Below are 13,146 nucleotides of genomic sequence, written 5' to 3'. Positions count from 1 at the left end.
TCAGCGGCGCAGGCGGTTCATGCACCAGGTGACGGCGTCGCTGGTGAAGGCCTCGAGCGGGCCGCGGCGGAAGAAGCGGTGCCAGACGTTGGCGAAGACCAGGGCGACGATCAGCGAGATCACCGGCATGTGGATGTTCAGGAACCGGACGAAGCCCTCCGGCTCATGACCGTCGCGCGGGAAGGACGGCAGGTTCGGGTCCTCGAGCGGCAGGTTCGGTCCTGCAGTGGCCAGCTCGGTCATCCAGTCGGCCTTGCCGCTGAGGTGCCAGCCACCGACCACGACCTGCCAGGCGATCACCGGGGCGTGCAGCGCGTAGAGCGTCAGGGCCATCGACCCGGCGTTGGCCAGCGGCTTGATCCACTTGCCCGCGCGGTCCGCGACCGCCAGGCACACCGCCAGCGCCACCAGCGAGGCCCCGGCCGCGCTGGCGATCTCGAAGCTGGTGCCCGAGTGCGAGCTGGCGTCGAGCAGCCACTCCGGGTGGTGCACGTCGACGGTGCCGTCGTTCGGCCCGGGCGCCTCGGTGATCACCAGCCACTTGGACAGCCAGCGGCTCCCGAAGGCCAGCACCAGCCCGGCGACGGCCATCCAGATCCGCGTGCGGGTCGTGCGCAGATCCATCCGCCCGACCGCCAGGCCCGCCAGCACCAGCGGGAAGTAGGACATCGCCGGGTAGAAACCGAGCAGCAGCAGGTCGAAGAGGCCCTCTTCGGCGATCAGGTGCCCGGGATCGACGCTGTCGACCAGCGCGATGAACCAGGTCAGCCAGGTGCCGGCCTCGGCCCAGCCGCGCAGCACGAAGGACAGCTGCGGGCCGATCAGCAGGGTCGCGATCGCGGCGATGACCAGGCCACGCGCCCGCAACCGCAGGAACGGCACCGACAGCAGGAAGTAGAGACCGTAGTACGGGATGATCACCGTCAGCAGGAAGCCGGTGTCCTGGGTCATCGCGACCAGGACCCAACCGATGACCAGCAGCACTCCGGCGCGGATCGCCACCCGGTAGCGCGCGTCGCGCAGCCGCTCGCCGGTCGGTGGCGTCTGCCGCCCGGTCATCAGCGCCAGCGACACCCCGGCGAGCAGGGTGAACAGCGCGGTGGAGCGCCCGCTGGTGAACTCGGCGACTCGGTCGTGCGGCCACCCGGTCAGCACCGGAACACCGAAGTGGATGCAGAACATGCCCAGGATGGCGAGGAACCTCGCCACGTCGACACCGACGAGTCGACCGGCACGCTTTTCCCGAACCGAATCGGGCTGGGACGCAACGGCGGTCATGGCTTCCTACGAAGTCTCGGCGGCACTCCCCAGAAATTTACCCACGCGCCGGGGCTGATGCGCGGATTGGGCGCGCTAGTGAGGCGCTGGTCACGCCAGCCAGGCAGCCGTGCCCGGCGGCAACGCCCCCTCGTCCAGCGGGCGCGAGCTCAGCAGCACCTCTCCGGGCGGCAGCGGAACCGGCTCGGCCGAGGTGTTCAGCGCGCAGATCAGGCTGCTGCCGACCCGGCGGAAGGCGAAGCAGTCCTCCGGCGCCCCGAACCACTCCACGCCCTCGCCGGTGAAGGCCGGGTGCGTGTTGCGGATCTCCAGGGCGTGCCGGTACAGCGAGAGCGTGGACTCGGGGTCCTCCAGCTGCGCCTCCACGGTGAACTCCACCCACTCGTCCGGGATCGACGGCCAGTCGCCCGGAGCGGTGGAGAACCCGAACGGCGCGCGGTCGCCCTCCCACGGCATCCGGATCCGCTCGGTGCCCGGCAGCCCCAGCTCCTCGCCGTGCCGCAGGCACACCGCACCCGGCAGCGCCAGCTGCACCAGCGCCATCGCGCGCACCGGGGTCAGCTGCGCGTGGTCGCGGATCCGCGAGGTGTCCCGGCTGGCCATCGCCCACGCGGGACGCGGAGCATCGGCGGCCAGCACGGAGTCGATCGCGTTCTGCACCGGACCTGCGGCGAAGCCCGCAATCGCCAGGTCGAGGCCGAACAGCAGGTGCCAGTTGCCGGTGCCGCTGCCGATCACGATGCGGTCCGGGTAGTCGGCCAGCACCGCGGCGACCGCGTCGCCCGGGTCGTTGCGCGGCGCCAGGTGGAACCCGTCCAGCCCGGCGTCCAGCCACGGCCGCAGCAGCGGACCGGGGTCGGTTCGAGCCGGATCGACGTCGATGGACAGCAGCACGCGCAGCCCGGCATCGCGGGCCTCGCCGAGCAGGCCGGCGAGCTCGGGCGTGTTCGGGTCCTGCGCGGCGATACCGGCCAGCACGATCACGTCGACGCCGAGCAGCTCCACGTAGCCCAGCCGAGCACGCAGCCCCTCGAGATCACCGATGCCGTCGCCGTCCACATCGGCGAACGCGCCTACATCGACCTGGTAGCAGACGGCGTCCCACCACCAGGGGGCGCCGTCCAGGTCGGGGCCGTTGCCCACCTGCATCAACAGGTCCTTTGCTTGTCGGTCCGGTTCGCTCAGAACCACGAGTTCATCATGCTGTTGGCGGCCATCTCGAGGTACTGCCACAGCCGCTCGCGGTGCTGCGGTGCCAACTGGGCCTCGTCGACGGCGATGCGCATGCAGCGCAGCCAGGCGTCGCGCTCGGCCGGGCCGATCTTGAACGGCGCGTGCCGCATCCGCAGGCGCGGATGCCCGCGCTGGTCGGAGTAGGTGGTCGGGCCACCCCAGTACTGCATCAGGAACAGCCGGAGCCGCTCCTCGGCAGGACCGAGGTCTTCCTCGGGATATAGCGGGCGCAGCAGCTCGTCCTTGGCCACCTCTTCGTAGAACCGCGCCACGATCCGATGGAAGGTCGCCTCACCGCCGACCTGCTCGTAGAAACTATCCACGGAAGTCACACCCCCATCCTCTCAGGCGAGGGTGAACGCTCGGCCCCCACGGCGATGCAAAACGTCACAATGGCCGGGAAAGCCCCAGGTGCGCTCCGCGTTCCCGGGGTTCCCGGCCGCCGGATCAGTTCGGGTTCTGCAGATGCGCCGGGCGGCCCGACGGATACGGAGGCTCGATGTCCTCCTCGCTGTAGGCCCGCTTGATGTCGACCCGCAGCCTCCGCTGCACCGACCACTGCCTGCCGGGGCGGACCTTCACGGTCAGCCGCAGCGTCACGGTGTCCGAGGTGATCGAGTCGACGCCCAGCATCTCCGGGGGATCCAGGACGTCCTTGGACAGCGGTTCCTTGCTCGCGGCCTCGGTGGCCACCTGCTTGGCGACCTCGATGGCCTTCTGCACGTCGGACTTGTGCGAGATCGGGAAGTCCACGACGGCGACGGCGAAGCCCTGCGAGGAGTTGCCGACCCGCAGGATCTCGCCGTTGCGCACGTACCAGACCGTGCCGTTGATGTCGCGCAACGTGGTGACCCGCAGGCCGACCGCCTCGACGGAACCGGTGGCCTCGCCCAGGTCGACCACGTCACCGACGCCGTACTGGTCCTCGACCAGCATGAACATGCCGGACAGGAAGTCGCGGACCAGGTTCTGCGCACCGAAGGCGACCGCGACGCCGAGCACACCGGCCGAGGCCAGCACCGGGGCGATCTCGAAGCCCAGCACCTGCAGCGCGTAGATCACCGCGAGGCCGAATATCACGAACGAGCTCAGCGATTTCAGCACCGAGCCGATCGTGCGGGCGCGCTGCTGCCTGCGCTCGGAGAGCAGTTCGGCGGTCAGCGAGTCGCCGCGGCGTTCGCGCAGCGGGCTGAGCAGCTTCGGGGGTTTGCCGTTGCCGAGGGTCAGCCGGGTGATCGCGCGGTGCAGCAGCCAGCGGATGACCAGCGCCACCAGCACGATCATCACGATCTGCAGCGGCTTGGCGATGAGCAGGTCCGCGTAGGAGGCGAGCCACTTGTTGTTGGTCCAGTCCAGGACCGCGTGGCACCACCGGGCGTCCTCTTCGCAAGTCGGGGGTTGGGTCAGCAGGGGCAGGTTCATGGGTTCGGGGTTCTCCATGGCTGTCTTCTCGGCGGCCGGCGGGGGACGGGGGTCGGGCGCAACCGAATCGGGCTTCGTGCGCGCCCCGCCGCGCACGAGATGCATCGATTTCGGTTCGCCCGGCGTTATCGCCGGCTCAGTCCAGCGTGAGACCGGTCGCTTCCGCGAGGAAGGCGAGCTGGTCCGTCGCCAGCCCCACAGTACGGGAAACCGAGCGCGCGGAATGGCCCACGTCGGTCTCCCTGCGCAGCAAGATCGGCCGTTTTCCCGGGTCAGAGCTGGTGGCGCGCTGCAGCGCGGCGCACATCTTGCGGGCGTGATTCGGATCGACCCGGGTGTCCGACTCGAAGACGGTGAACAGCACCGACGGATACGCGGTGTGCTCGGCAACGTTGTGGTACGGCGAGTAGGACAGCAGCCAGCCGAGCTCCTCGGGGTCCTCGGCCGTGCCGTACTCGTCGTTCCAGGTGCGGCCGAGCAGGAACCGCTCGTAGCGGACCATGTCCAGCAGCGGTGCCGAGCACACCACCGCCCGGTAGAGCTCCGGGCGCTGCGTCAGCGCCGCGCCGACCAGCAGCCCGCCGTTCGAGCCGCCGGAGATCGCCAGCTGCTCCGCGCTGGTCCGGCCGGAGTCGATCAGGTGCTGGGCGGCCGCGTGGAAGTCGTCGAAGGTGTGCTGCTTGTGCTCGCGCATCCCGTCGGCGTGCCACTGCTCGCCCTCTTCGCCACCGCCGCGCAGCGAGGGCAGCGCCCACACGCCACCCGCGCCCACCCAGGCCAGCGCGGTCGCCATGTAGCCGGGAGTGCGGGACAGCGAGAAGCCGCCGTAGCCGGTCAGGAACGCCGGGCGCGGGCGGTCGGGTTCGGCGACCGGGCTGAGCACGAACATGCGCACCTCGGTGCCGTCGGCGGAGCGGTAGGTCACCTGCCGGGTGTGCACCTCGGGGAGCTCGACCGAACCGGGCGCGGGCTGCTCCAGCACGACCTCGCCGGTCGCGTGTTCGTAGCGGTGCACGCACGGCGGAGTGGCGAAGTCGGTCCAGCCGATCCAGATCTTGTCCCGGTCGTGCTCGGTGAGCCGGTCCACGGTGCGCAGCGTGGTGATCTCGCCGGTGCTCGGCAGCGCGACGTCTGCGGTCTTGGCGCCGGTCGCCGGGTCGTGCAGCGTCACCTCGGAGACCGCGTGCCGGGTCCACAGCGCCACCAGCCGGGGGCTGCCGTCGCCGGGGTCGAAGTAGTCGACGTCCTCGAGCACCGAGTCGGGCGCTTCGGGGATCAGCTCGGTCCAGTTCTCCGGCTCCGGGTGTTCCGGATCGGCCACGCACAGCCGCCAGCGCGGCGCGTCGAGGGTGGTCATGACGTAGAGCCGGCCGTCGGGTTCGACCCACGCGCCGACCCGGTAGCCGTCGGAGGTGTCCACGACCTGGCGGAGCTCGCCGTCACCGGCCAGGTCGGCGATCCAGACCGAGTCGCGGCGCGCGGTTCCCGGGCTGCCCTGGACGATCAGCCAGCGGGCGTCGTCGGAGAGCCCGGCGCCGTAGTAGTAGGTCGGGTCCAGGCCCTCGCCGTGCACCAGCACGTCGTCCGCGTCCGGGTCGGTGCCCACCCGGTGCCGGTAGACGCGGCGGTGGAACTGCTCCTCGCCCTCGGGAACCCGCTCCGGCGGCAGCCTGCGCACGTAGTAGAACTCCGCGCCGCCGGGTAGCCACGCCGTCATCGAGTAGCGGCAGCGGTCGATCGGGCCGTCGACGAGCTCGCCGGTGGCCACGTCCAGCACGTGGAGGTTCGACTCCTCGTTGCCGCCGACCGAGATCTGGTAGGCGAGCCGGTCGCCCTCGCGGCTCGGCGACCAGCGATCCAGCGTGGTCAGCCCGGAGGGGTCCAGTTCGGCGACGTCCAGCAGCACGCGCTCGCTGCCGTCGGGCTCGCGCACGCACACCACGCCGAACTCCTGGTCCGGCTCGCGGCGGTTGAAGAACGCCCTGCCCGCGCGCCACACCGGGGTCCCGACCGAGCCGGACTCGAGCAGCTCCTTGAGCCGGGCCGAGATCGCCTCCCGGCCGGGCAGCTCGTCGAGCCAGTCGCGGGCCAGCTGATCCTGGGCGGCCGACCAGGCTTCGGTCCGCTCGTCGGCGGGATCCTCGAGCCAGCGGTACGGATCGGCGACCCGATGGCCGTGGAGGTCTTCGACGAGGTCGTCGCGGTCGGCGTTCGGGTAGTTCGGGTGGGGATGAACGTCGGTCACGTTCGTGACGATACGTGCTCGATCGGAGCCGTCCGGCGGTCTCGCGTGAGCGATCGGGGAAACGGGCGGCGATTCACCCGAATCGATCATTCGTGCCGACGCGACGGGTGATCGAAAATGGGGAAGCGGATTCCCGAGCGGCCGACCGGGAAATACAGCATCGATACGGATGCGCTCTCACCTGCGGAAACAATCGGTGAGGCGGATCACTCGGCGCGGCGTGGCGAATCACACGTGCGTTCGGACCGGATTCTGTGCTGAACTTTGGCCGACACCGGTGGAGGTGGTCGAGTGCCCGACCGACAACCGACCCGACAACCGGCGCTGAAGGCGACCAGCCTCGCGTCGCGGGCCCCGTTGTGCCCACCGCCCCGCGGACAGGGGCCACCTCAGGCGGACCGCCCGCCCGGCCACGCGCCCTCGTGGCGCAAGCGCCGAGTGCTGCTGCTCAACACGACCTTCGAACCGCTCACCGCCCTGCCGCTGCGGCGCGCCATCGTGATGGTCGTCTGCGGCAAGGCCGAGGTGGTGCACGGCGACTCCGCGGGCATGGTGCTGCACTCGGCGAACACCGCCGTGGAGATCCCGTCCGTGATCAGGCTCAGCACGTTCGTGCGCGTGCCGCATCGCGGCCGGGTTCCGCTGACCCGCGCGGCGCTCATGCTGCGGGACAACCACCGGTGCGTCTACTGCGGCGCACGAGCGGAAACGATAGATCATGTTCTGCCGCGCTCGCGCGGGGGGCCGCACACCTGGGAGAACTGCGTCGCCTGTTGCACCAAGTGCAACCACCGCAAGGCGGACAAGACGCTCAGCGAGCTGGGCTGGCGCCTTCCGGTGGCACCGCAGGCACCTCGCGGCAGGCACTGGCGGCTGCTCGCCGGCCTGACCGACGCCGACCCGCTGTGGCTGCCCTACCTGGGCGAGTCCGCGGCCTGATCTCGAGGGGGCGGATGCGGGTCAGCTGATCCGCACGCCCCCGCGGGCGCTGATCCGCACGCCCTCGCGCCCGCTGATCCGGACACCGCTGCGGCAGTTGACGCGCGTGCCGCCGCGCGCACCAGTGCGGCCGCTGATCCGGACGCCGTCGCGCCCGCTGATGCGCACGCCGCTGCGGGCGCCGCGCGTGTCGGCGCGTCCGCTGATGCGCACACCGTCGCGTCCGCTGATGCCGGAGGAGATTCGCACGCCGCTGCGCCCGCTGGGCCGCACGCTCCTGCTGATGCGCACCCCCGAGGAGATCCGGACGCCCCGGCCGATCCGGACCCCGCTGTGGGTGATGTGCACACCGTGTTCAGCAAGTGGCTGGTCAACACCCGGAAGGGTGAGTTCCGCCTGGTTGGTGGCGGCCTCAGAGTCGGACATAACGCGCCCTCCGTAAGATCTCCGTGTCTTGAACGAGAATGATCAAATATTCAAGACCCATACAGGTGAAAAACTATGATCACGAACCCCGAGGTACAAGCCGCCAACCTGACCCGCGTTGGCGCCGTCCGGGTGGACTCCATTCGGCCGCATCTGCTGAGCCGAAAGAGTGACAGACAATGAGATGAGTCACAAGGAATCGATGCAGCGCGTAACTGAAGCCGTCGGGCTCGTTCTCGCGCGGGCGAGGATTGGACGAGAAGTCCGTCCGCGACCGGCGCTTTCGGTGTGATCGGGCGAATCGGGCGGTTCGCGTTCCGGCCGATTCGCGGCCGCCGATGGCGGTACGCGCGTGGGCGGTGATCGAACTCGGCCGCGTCGGTGCGCCCACAGGATCTCGGCGATCGGATACCGTACTGACCGTGTTGACTGTCGCGGAGACTGTGCTCGCCCTGGTGGTGATCCCAGCGGCCATCTACGGCCTGATCGTGTTGATCGCGATGTGGCCCAGGCTCTCCCGGCCGCGGTACCGCGCGGGCGAGGAGTGGAACTTTGCACCCGTTTTCTGGGTGGCCAACCCCGCCGGCGTGAACGACGCCGCACCGGCGGACGTCGAAGGTGACGCTGCGCAGGACGACGCGCGGCGCAGCACGGCCAGGGGAGGTGCACGTGGCAACTGGTGAGCGCGCGGCCGTGGAGGAGCGCGAACCCGGTTTCGGTGAAGCGCTGATGCCCACCGGCCGGATGTCGATTGCCCGCCGAGTCGAGCCGGATCGGCCCCGCCTGCCGTTCAGCCCGGGGCAGCTGTCCCGCCTGGACGAGGCCCTGACCGTGGCGAGCCGCAGCACCGGCCTCGAGTTCGCGATCTACCTGGGCGACCTCGGCGAGGACACCCGCAAGCAGGCCGAGGAGCGCCACGCCGCCCTCGGCGCCGCGGCCTCCGAGGGCGTCCTGATCGCGGTATCGCCAGGGCAGCGCAAGTTCGAGATCGTCACCGGCGAGGAGTCCTACCGCCGGATCCCGGATCGCTCCTGCCAGCTGGCCGCCATGAGCATGGTCGCCTCCTTCAAGGAGGACGACCTCATCGACGGCCTGATCAGCGGAATCCGCATGCTGGCGGACGCAGCGGGCACCTCCTACAAGAAGGCTCCCACCCGCCACTGACCCGAGAACCAAGAAGCCGCCCCGGACCAACCGGGGCTGCTTCTTCATGCCGAGCGACAGTTTTGCCTAAAACTGTCCGGACATTTCGGGCGTCCACCCCTGACAGTTTTAGGCAAAACTGTCAGGGGCGCGAACCGGAGCGTCTCCCTCGGGAGGAACCGTCAGGAGCGGTCGAACTCGCGGGCCGCTAGCGCGCGGACGATGCCCGCGCGGCCTTCGGAGACCAGGCGGCGGAGGGCCGCCGGGCGGTCGCCCGCGAGCCACTCGTCGGCCGCGGCGACCGTGCCATTGGTGACCGCCCAGGACGGGAACAGGCCGATCACGGTGGGCTGGGCGCGCTCGCTGGAGCGGCGGGCCCAGACCTCGTCGATCTCGGCGAAGTACCGCTCGACGTACGGCGCCAGCAGTTCGCGCTGCGCCGGGTGCTGGAAGCCCGCGATGATCGCGTCGCTGATCGCGTTCGGCAGCTGGTCGTCGTGCACCGCGCGCTGCCAGGCCCGCTCCTTGGCTTCCGGGGTCGGGATCAGCGACCGGGCCCGCTCCGCGCGGCGCTTGCCGGTGGCGGTCTGGTCCTGCTCCAGCTGCGCGTCGATCTCCGACTCGTCCGCGGCACCGTGCGCGACCAGCGCCTGCAGCAGCTGCCAGCGCAGGTCGGTGTCGACGATCAGACCGGGCAGCGGCGCCGAGCCGTCCAACCAGCCGCGCAGCACCGCCACCTGCTCGTCGTCCAGGACCGAACCGGCCAGCGAGTTGACGAACGCCAGCTGGCGGTCCGAACCCGGCTCGGCGCTGCGGGCCAGCTCCAGCAGCCGCGTGCTGAACCGCTTCCAGCCCTCGGGCTGCCAGGACGGGTCGGCGTAGGAGCCCAGCGCGGTCTGGGTCTGCAGCAGCACCCGCTGCACCACGCCGATCTGGCTCTCGGCCCCGATCCCGGCTTCCGCGGAGGAGCCCAGCACCAGGGTGACGAAGTCGCGCGCCTTGAGCTCGGCCTCGCGGGTCATCTCCCACGCGGTCGACCAGCACAGCGCACGCGGCAGCGAGTCGCCGATGTCGCCGATGCGGTCGATGAGCGTGGCCAGCGACGCCGGGTCGAAGCGCAGCGAGCAGTAGGTGAGGTCGTCGTCGTTGACCAGCACCAGCTTGCCGCGGTGCACGCCGATCAGCTCCGGGACCTCGGTGCTCTCACCCGTGACGTCGAGCTCGACGCGGTGCTCGCGCACCAGCTGGCCGCCCTCGTCGTCGTAGATGCCGATCGCCAGCCGGTGCGTGCGCAGCTCGCCCGCGCCCGGGCGGGCGCCGTTCTGCACCACCTCGAAGGAGGTGAACCGGCCCTCGTCGTCGGTGTTGAACCGCGGCCGCAGCATGTTCAGGCCGGTGGTCTCCAGCCACTGCGCGCTCCACCAGGACAGGTCCCGCCCGGAGGCCTCCTCGAGCGCCTTCAGCAGGTCGTCGAGGGTGGCGTTGCTCCAGGCGTGGCGGTCGAAGTAGACGCGCAGCCCGGCCAGGAAGTTCTCCAGCCCGACGTAGGCAACCAGCTGCTTGAGCACCGAGGCGCCCTTGGCGTAGGTGATGCCGTCGAAGTTGACCTCCACGGCCTGCAGGTCCTGGATGTCGGCGGCGACCGGGTGGGTGGAGGGCAGCTGGTCCTGGCGGTAGGCCCAGGACTTCTCCACGCTGGCGAAGGTGGTCCAGGCGGCGTCGTACTCGGTGGCGCCGACCTGCGCGAGCACGCTGGCCCAGGTCGCGAACGACTCGTTGAGCCACAGGTCGTCCCACCAGCGCATGGTGACCAGGTCGCCGAACCACATGTGCGCCATCTCGTGCAGCACGGTCTCGCAGCGCCGCTCGTAGAGGTAGCCGGTGACCTTCGAGCGGAACACGTAGTCCTCGAGGAAGGTCACGCAGCCGGCGTTCTCCATGGCGCCCGCGTTGAACTCGGGAACGAAGCACTGGTCGTACTTGCCGAACGGGTAGGGCACGCCGAAGGCCTTGTGGAAGAAGCCGAAGCCCTGCTTGGTCTCGGTGAACAGCCGCTCGGCGTCGAGGTGCTCGGCCAGCGAGGCGCGGCAGTAGATGCCCAGCGGGATCTCGTCCTGGCCCTCGCCACCGGGGAACGTGTCGCGCCACTCGGCGTACGGACCGGCGACCAGCGCGACCAGGTAGGTCGACATCGGCTGCGTGGTCTCGAAGGTGTGGCGCCGGACGCCGGTGCCGTGCTCGGCGACCTCGGCGGCGGCGTTGGAGATGACCTTCCAGGACTCCGGGGCGTCCACCGTGATCTGGTAGGTCGCCTTGAGGTCCGGCTGGTCGAAGCAGGTGAACATCCGCTTCGCGTCGGCGGTCTCGAACTGGCTGTAGAGGTAGACAGCGCCGTCGACCGGGTCGATGAAGCGGTGCAGCCCCTCTCCGGTGTTGGTGTAGGCGCAGTCCGCCCGCACCACGAGTTCGTTGTCCTCCGCCAGGCCGGGCAGCTCGATGCCGGTGGACTCGTCGTAGTCGGACAGATCCAGCTCGACCCCGTTGAGCACGGCGCTGTGCACCTTTGGCGCCAGCAGGTCGATCCAGGTGTCGGCCCCGGCCCGGTTGCTGCGGAAGCGAACCGTGGTGGTCGAACCGAAGGTCTCCACCTCAGGACCGCCCGCTCCGGCGGACAGGTCCAGTTCGATCACATAGGACTGGACCTCGAGCAGTGCCGCGCGCTGCTCGGCCTGTTCGCGGGTGAGGTTCGGCGGTGCCACGGATCACCTCGTCGTTAGTAGGGACAATTCCACGCCGGTCGCGTGACCGTGCAGGCATCAAATCACGCCGGTGTAGTTCTTCGCTGCGGGGCACACGCGACGTGATTCTCGACGTGTCGCGCCCTTCCGGGAAGACAAACGGGCTCCCGCCGGTTGGTACCTCACGACGGGGCGTTGTGCGAACTGCGCGAACGCCTGGGAAGCGATCTCTTGCATGGAGGCCCGGATGACCGCCGCTGCCCGCCCGCGCGTGGACTTCTACTTCGACCCGGTGTGCCCGTTCGCGTGGGTGTCCTCGCGCTGGATCCTCCAGGTGGCGAAGGTCCGCGACATCGACCTGCACTTTCGGGTGATGAGCCTGTCGGTGCTCAACGACGGACGCGACTTGCCGGAGGAATACGTCGATCTGATGAACAAGGCCTGGGGGCCGGTCCGCGTGTGCATCGCCGCCGCCAAGCACCACGGCGAGGAGGTCCTGGAGCCGCTGTACACGGCGATGGGATACCGCCTGCACAACAAGGAGAACAAGGACTACGAGCAGGTCATCGCCGACTCGCTGGCCGAGGTCGGGCTGCCCGCCACGCTGGCCGAGGCCGCGAGCAGCGCCGAGTACGACGAGGAGCTGCGCGCCAGCCACCACCAGGGCATGGACCCGGTCGGTGACGAGGTCGGGACCCCGACCCTGCACGTCGACGGCGTGGCGTTCTTCGGTCCGGTGATCACCCGGGTGCCCGAGCCGGAGGAAGCGGCCAAGATCTTCGACGGCACGGTGGCGATGGCCAGCTACCCGTACTTCTTCGAGCTCAAGCGCAGCCGCACGGAACGCCCGCAGATGGACTGGTGACCGGGCATGACGGGAAGGTCACGGTTCTTCCCGGCTTTCCCGAGCGGGCCTGCCGTGCGCGTGAACCGCGGTCGCGCGCACGGTTGGGCTCGGTGCGTGATCGAGGTGCGCGAGCACGAGTGGCCGTCCACGCGGGCGGAAGCGGTGGCCGTCCAGCAGCGCCTCCGCCCGCTGGTGCGCTTCGACGGCCAACCGGCCGAGGTCCGCACCGCGGCCGGGCTGGACGTCGCCTACGACGAGTCCTCCGACGAGCTGGTGGCCGCGGTCGCGGTCCTCGACGTGCCCGCGCTGTCCGTCGTGGACAGCGCCACCGTCCGCGGGCGCGCCGAGTTCCCCTACGCCCCGGGTCTTTTCGCCTTCCGCGAGGCCCCGCCGCTGCTGGCGGCGCTGCGGCAGCTCTCGGTCGTGCCGGACGTGCTGGTCTGCGACGGCCAGGGCCTGGCCCACCCGCGCCGCTTCGGCCTCGCCTGCCACCTCGGCGTGTTGACCGACCTCCCGGCCATCGGGGTCGGCAAGACCCCCATGGGCCGGTTCGACCCACCCGGACAGCGGAGAGGGGACCGGTCGCCGATCCGAATGGACGGGGAAGAGGTGGGCAGCGCCCTGCGAACCCAGCACGGGGTCAAACCGGTCCTTGTCTCGGTCGGCCACCGCTGCACGCTCGACGCGGCTTGCGGCCTGGTCCTCGAACTGGCACCCAGGTACCGGCTCCCGGAGACCACCCGCACCGCCGACCACCTGGTCCGCACGACGCGGTGAGCTGGTGCGCTGCACCGGGTGACGAGGCGATGGTGGCCCGACCCCGCTCGGCTCCGGGCCCGCCGACCGCTCGCATCCGACGAGCACCGGTCGGCTCT

At 70.3% G+C, this 13,146-nt stretch carries 12 protein-coding genes; 5 read left to right on the top strand and 7 right to left on the bottom strand.

The window, feature by feature from the left end:
• The 5 genes from ABD289_RS18155 to ABD289_RS18135 all read right to left on the bottom strand — a co-directional run bounded on the left by ABD289_RS18155 (window position 1) and on the right by ABD289_RS18135 (window position 6,178).
• On the bottom strand, window positions 1–1,278 hold the full coding sequence (locus ABD289_RS18155; RefSeq protein ID WP_344133901.1) for a heparan-alpha-glucosaminide N-acetyltransferase domain-containing protein: 1,278 nt from the start codon (window positions 1,276–1,278) through the stop codon (window positions 1–3).
• Between the two features lie 90 nt (window positions 1,279–1,368).
• On the bottom strand, window positions 1,369–2,427 hold the full coding sequence (locus tag ABD289_RS18150) for an alpha-amylase family glycosyl hydrolase (RefSeq protein ID WP_344133898.1): 1,059 nt from the start codon (window positions 2,425–2,427) through the stop codon (window positions 1,369–1,371).
• Window positions 2,428–2,459: 32 nt separating this feature from the next.
• A complete protein-coding gene (locus tag ABD289_RS18145) occupies window positions 2,460–2,834 on the bottom strand; it encodes a globin (protein ID WP_425564724.1) in 375 nt (124 codons plus the stop codon).
• A 124-nt stretch (window positions 2,835–2,958) separates the two neighbouring features.
• The gene (locus tag ABD289_RS18140) at window positions 2,959–3,951 is read right to left on the bottom strand and encodes a mechanosensitive ion channel family protein (protein WP_344133892.1); all 993 of its coding nucleotides are present in this window, start codon (window positions 3,949–3,951) and stop codon (window positions 2,959–2,961) included.
• A 118-nt stretch (window positions 3,952–4,069) separates the two neighbouring features.
• Window positions 4,070–6,178 (bottom strand): prolyl oligopeptidase family serine peptidase, encoded by a 2,109-nt coding sequence (locus ABD289_RS18135; protein WP_344133888.1) that lies wholly within the window; start codon window positions 6,176–6,178, stop codon window positions 4,070–4,072.
• Between the two features lie 291 nt (window positions 6,179–6,469).
• On the opposite strand from ABD289_RS18135, the gene ABD289_RS18130 reads away from it, so the two are divergent.
• Window positions 6,470–7,117: an HNH endonuclease gene (locus ABD289_RS18130; RefSeq protein ID WP_344133884.1), complete on the top strand. Its 648-nt coding sequence runs from the start codon at window positions 6,470–6,472 to the stop codon at window positions 7,115–7,117.
• A 21-nt stretch (window positions 7,118–7,138) separates the two neighbouring features.
• Here ABD289_RS18130 and ABD289_RS18125 read toward each other — a convergent pair whose 3' ends face one another.
• Window positions 7,139–7,543 carry a hypothetical protein gene (locus ABD289_RS18125; protein ID WP_344133881.1) on the bottom strand — a complete coding sequence of 135 codons (405 nt, stop codon included), beginning with the start codon at window positions 7,541–7,543 and terminating at the stop codon, window positions 7,139–7,141.
• A 422-nt stretch (window positions 7,544–7,965) separates the two neighbouring features.
• On the opposite strand from ABD289_RS18125, the gene ctaJ reads away from it, so the two are divergent.
• Both ctaJ and ABD289_RS18115 read left to right on the top strand, forming a co-directional pair.
• Complete coding sequence (gene ctaJ / locus ABD289_RS18120; RefSeq protein ID WP_344133878.1) at window positions 7,966–8,226, top strand: aa3-type cytochrome oxidase subunit CtaJ; 261 nt, start codon at window positions 7,966–7,968, stop codon at window positions 8,224–8,226.
• Window positions 8,213–8,707: a DUF5130 family protein gene (locus tag ABD289_RS18115; RefSeq protein ID WP_344133875.1), complete on the top strand. Its 495-nt coding sequence runs from the start codon at window positions 8,213–8,215 to the stop codon at window positions 8,705–8,707. The genes ctaJ and ABD289_RS18115 overlap by 14 nt, the downstream gene beginning before the upstream one ends.
• A 161-nt stretch (window positions 8,708–8,868) precedes the next feature.
• Here the strand turns inward: ABD289_RS18115 and pepN are convergent, their stop codons facing one another.
• Window positions 8,869–11,445 carry an aminopeptidase N gene (gene pepN, locus ABD289_RS18110; protein ID WP_344133872.1) on the bottom strand — a complete coding sequence of 859 codons (2,577 nt, stop codon included), beginning with the start codon at window positions 11,443–11,445 and terminating at the stop codon, window positions 8,869–8,871.
• 226 nt (window positions 11,446–11,671) lie between these two features.
• Between pepN and ABD289_RS18105 the strand changes: the two genes are divergently transcribed.
• Together ABD289_RS18105 and ABD289_RS18100 are read left to right on the top strand one after the other, a co-directional pair.
• Window positions 11,672–12,289, top strand: coding sequence for a mycothiol-dependent nitroreductase Rv2466c family protein (locus tag ABD289_RS18105; protein WP_344133868.1), 618 nt, complete (start codon window positions 11,672–11,674; stop codon window positions 12,287–12,289).
• Between the two features lie 99 nt (window positions 12,290–12,388).
• Complete coding sequence (locus ABD289_RS18100) at window positions 12,389–13,048, top strand: endonuclease V (protein WP_344134054.1); 660 nt, start codon at window positions 12,389–12,391, stop codon at window positions 13,046–13,048.
• Window positions 13,049–13,146: the final 98 nt, after the last annotated feature.

Source organism: Saccharopolyspora halophila, from assembly GCF_039531955.1.
Lineage (GTDB): Bacteria > Actinomycetota > Actinomycetes > Mycobacteriales > Pseudonocardiaceae > Saccharopolyspora > Saccharopolyspora halophila.
Note: the sequence above shows the minus strand (reverse complement) of the source record. Positions and strands in the feature narration are given on the sequence as shown.

Coding starts and splice junctions, on each gene's coding strand:
- ABD289_RS18105 (WP_344133868.1), top strand. CDS start 11,672: ATGACCGCCGCTGCCCGCCCGCGCGTGGACTTCTACTTCGACCCGGTG.
- ABD289_RS18150 (WP_344133898.1), bottom strand. CDS start 2,427: ATGCAGGTGGGCAACGGCCCCGACCTGGACGGCGCCCCCTGGTGGTGG.
- ABD289_RS18125 (WP_344133881.1), bottom strand. CDS start 7,543: ATGTCCGACTCTGAGGCCGCCACCAACCAGGCGGAACTCACCCTTCCG.
- ABD289_RS18155 (WP_344133901.1), bottom strand. CDS start 1,278: ATGACCGCCGTTGCGTCCCAGCCCGATTCGGTTCGGGAAAAGCGTGCC.
- ABD289_RS18140 (WP_344133892.1), bottom strand. CDS start 3,951: ATGGAGAACCCCGAACCCATGAACCTGCCCCTGCTGACCCAACCCCCG.